Source organism: Streptomyces sp. NH27, assembly GCF_056859195.1.
Genome location: NZ_JACEGK010000760.1, coordinates 1 through 2,576, shown reverse-complemented (window position 1 = coordinate 2,576; position 2,576 = coordinate 1). Strand labels below are relative to the sequence as shown.

General features: G+C 70.6%; 2 protein-coding genes. One reads left to right on the top strand and one right to left on the bottom strand.

Annotation, left to right across the window (positions count from 1 at the left end; translation table 11 throughout):
• Positions 1–3: 3 nt before the first annotated feature.
• A complete protein-coding gene (locus AC13HU_RS35455) occupies positions 4–1,764 on the bottom strand; it encodes an acetyl/propionyl/methylcrotonyl-CoA carboxylase subunit alpha (protein ID WP_483046113.1) in 1,761 nt (586 codons plus the stop codon).
• Between the two features lie 437 nt (positions 1,765–2,201).
• On the opposite strand from AC13HU_RS35455, the gene AC13HU_RS35450 reads away from it, so the two are divergent.
• A partial coding sequence (locus AC13HU_RS35450) for a hypothetical protein (RefSeq protein WP_483046112.1) occupies positions 2,202–2,576 on the top strand: 375 nt, incomplete at its 3' end.

Here is a 2,576-nt window from a genome sequence, read left to right as displayed (position 1 = left end):
GCCTCAGCCCTTGATCTCGCAGATGACCGCGCCGGAGGAGATCGAGGAACCGACCTCCGCCTTCAGGCCGACGACGGTGCCGGAGCGGTGCGCGTTGAGCGGCTGCTCCATCTTCATCGCCTCCAGCACCACGATCAGGTCGCCCTCGGAGACCTGCTGGCCCTCCTCGGCGGCGACCTTCACGATGGTGCCCTGCATCGGCGAGGCGAGCGTGTCGCCGGACACGGCGGTGCTCGCCTTCGCCGCGGCCCGGCGCTTCGGCTTGGCTCCCGCGGCCAGCCCGGTACGGGCCAGCGTCATCCCCAGGTGCGCGGGCAGCGACACCTCCAGGCGCTTGCCGCCGACCTCGACCACGACGGTCTCGCGCCCGCCGGACTCCTCCTCGTCGGCCGCCGCACCCTTGAACGGAGGGATCGTGTTGTCGAACTCCGTCTCGATCCACCGGGTGTGCACCGTGAACGGGCCGCCGTCCGTCGGCGCGAACGCCGGGTCGACGACCACCGCGCGGTGGAACGGGATCGCGGTCGCCATGCCCTCGACGGTGAACTCGTCCAGCGCGCGGGCGGCCCGCTGGAGGGCCTGCTCGCGGGTCGCCCCGGTCACCACCAGCTTCGCCAGCAGGGAGTCCCAGGCCGGGCCGATCACGCTGCCGGACTCCACGCCCGCGTCCAGCCGTACGCCCGGACCCGAGGGCGGGGTGAAGAGGGTGACGGTGCCGGGCGCGGGAAGGAAGTTGCGGCCCGGGTCCTCGCCGTTGATCCGGAACTCGAAGGAGTGGCCGCGGTGCTCCGGGTCGTCGTAGCCGAGCTCCTCGCCGTCGGCGATCCGGAACATCTCCCGCACCAGGTCGATGCCGGAGACCTCCTCGGTGACCGGGTGCTCCACCTGGAGGCGGGTGTTGACCTCCAAGAAGGAGATGGTGCCGTCCTGGCCGACCAGGAACTCGCAGGTGCCCGCGCCGACATAGCCGGCCTCGCGCAGGATCGCCTTCGACGCGCTGTAGAGCTGCGCGTTCTGCTCCGGCGACAGCCAGGGCGCCGGGGCCTCCTCCACGAGCTTCTGGTGCCGGCGCTGCAACGAGCAGTCACGGGTGGAGACCACCACCACGTTGCCGTGCGTGTCGGCCAGGCACTGCGTCTCCACGTGCCGGGGCCGGTCCAGGTAGCGCTCGACGAAGCACTCGCCGCGGCCGAACGCGGCCACCGCCTCGCGCACCGCCGAGTCGTACAGCTCCGGGATCTCCTCCAGCGTGCGGGCGACCTTCAGGCCGCGGCCGCCGCCGCCGAACGCCGCCTTGATCGCGATCGGCAGGCCGTTCTTCTCGGCGAACGCGACGACCTCGTCCGCACCCGACACCGGGTCGGGGGTGCCGGCCACCAGCGGCGCGCCCGCGCGCTGCGCGATGTGACGGGCCGCCACCTTGTCGCCCAGATCGCGGATCGCCTGCGGCGGCGGGCCGATCCAGGTCAACCCGGCGTCGAGCACCGCCTGCGCGAACTCCGCGTTCTCCGACAGGAACCCGTAACCGGGGTGCACCGCGTCGGCACCCGACTCCGCCGCGGCCGCCAGTACCTTGCCGATGTCGAGATAGCTGGTCGCAGGGGTGTCGCCACCCAGTGCGTACGCCTCGTCGGCCACCCGGACGTGGACCGCGTCCCGGTCCGGCTCCGCGTACACCGCGACACTGCCGATACCGGCATCCCGACACGCCCGAGCGACACGGACAGCGATTTCACCGCGGTTGGCGATGAGCACCTTGCGCACGATGGCTCCCTCCTTGGAACAAGCAGAGTTTAGGCAATGGCCACACTTGAAACCGAGGCACCCCTACACGTGAGGTTGCCCACACAGAGGGTGATCCAGGGGCCCTGAGAATCCCTGGAAACCTGCTCATTCCAAGGTACGGCGCGGGTTGGCGCAATGTCCCGCACTCCCGTGTGTGGATCGGGTCTCGCATGTCGGCCGACCTGCGACGCGCCAATCCTTTGTGGAGTTCCTACGAAGAGAGCGCGGAAAGTTTGCTGCCGTACGTTCCCTGACGAGTGGTTGGGCCCGGACTCTTGCCGCCGGGCATACCCGTGAGTAGCCTGCGAGCCGCGGGGTACCAGGGGTAACTCCCTTGGAAAACCCGGCGGGTCGGGACGCGGTTCGGGTTCGGCCCGCGGGGACCACCCGGGACGGAACGCGACAAGGGGGACGATATGCGCAGAGGTATAGCCGTGGCCACCGCCGTGGTGCTCGTGCTCGACGCCCTCACCATCGCGCTGGTGAACTGGATACTCGGGCTGGCGGTCCGCCGTCAGCGGATGTCCCTCGGCGGGCTGCCGACCCACGCGATGGCCGTCGGGTCGTGGGTGGCGGGCGGGATATTCGCGCTCTTCCTGCTGTGCTGCGCGGCGCTGGTGGCCCGCATCGCGCTTCGCGACCGGATGGCCGGGAGGGTCGGCCGCATCGTGCTCATCGTCTGCGCCGTCATCCACGGGGTGGTCGGCGCCGCCGTGGTCGGGCTCGTCGGGTGGTACGCGTTCGTGGTGATGATGGTGATACTCGCGCTGCTCGTGGGCACGTTGCTGCTC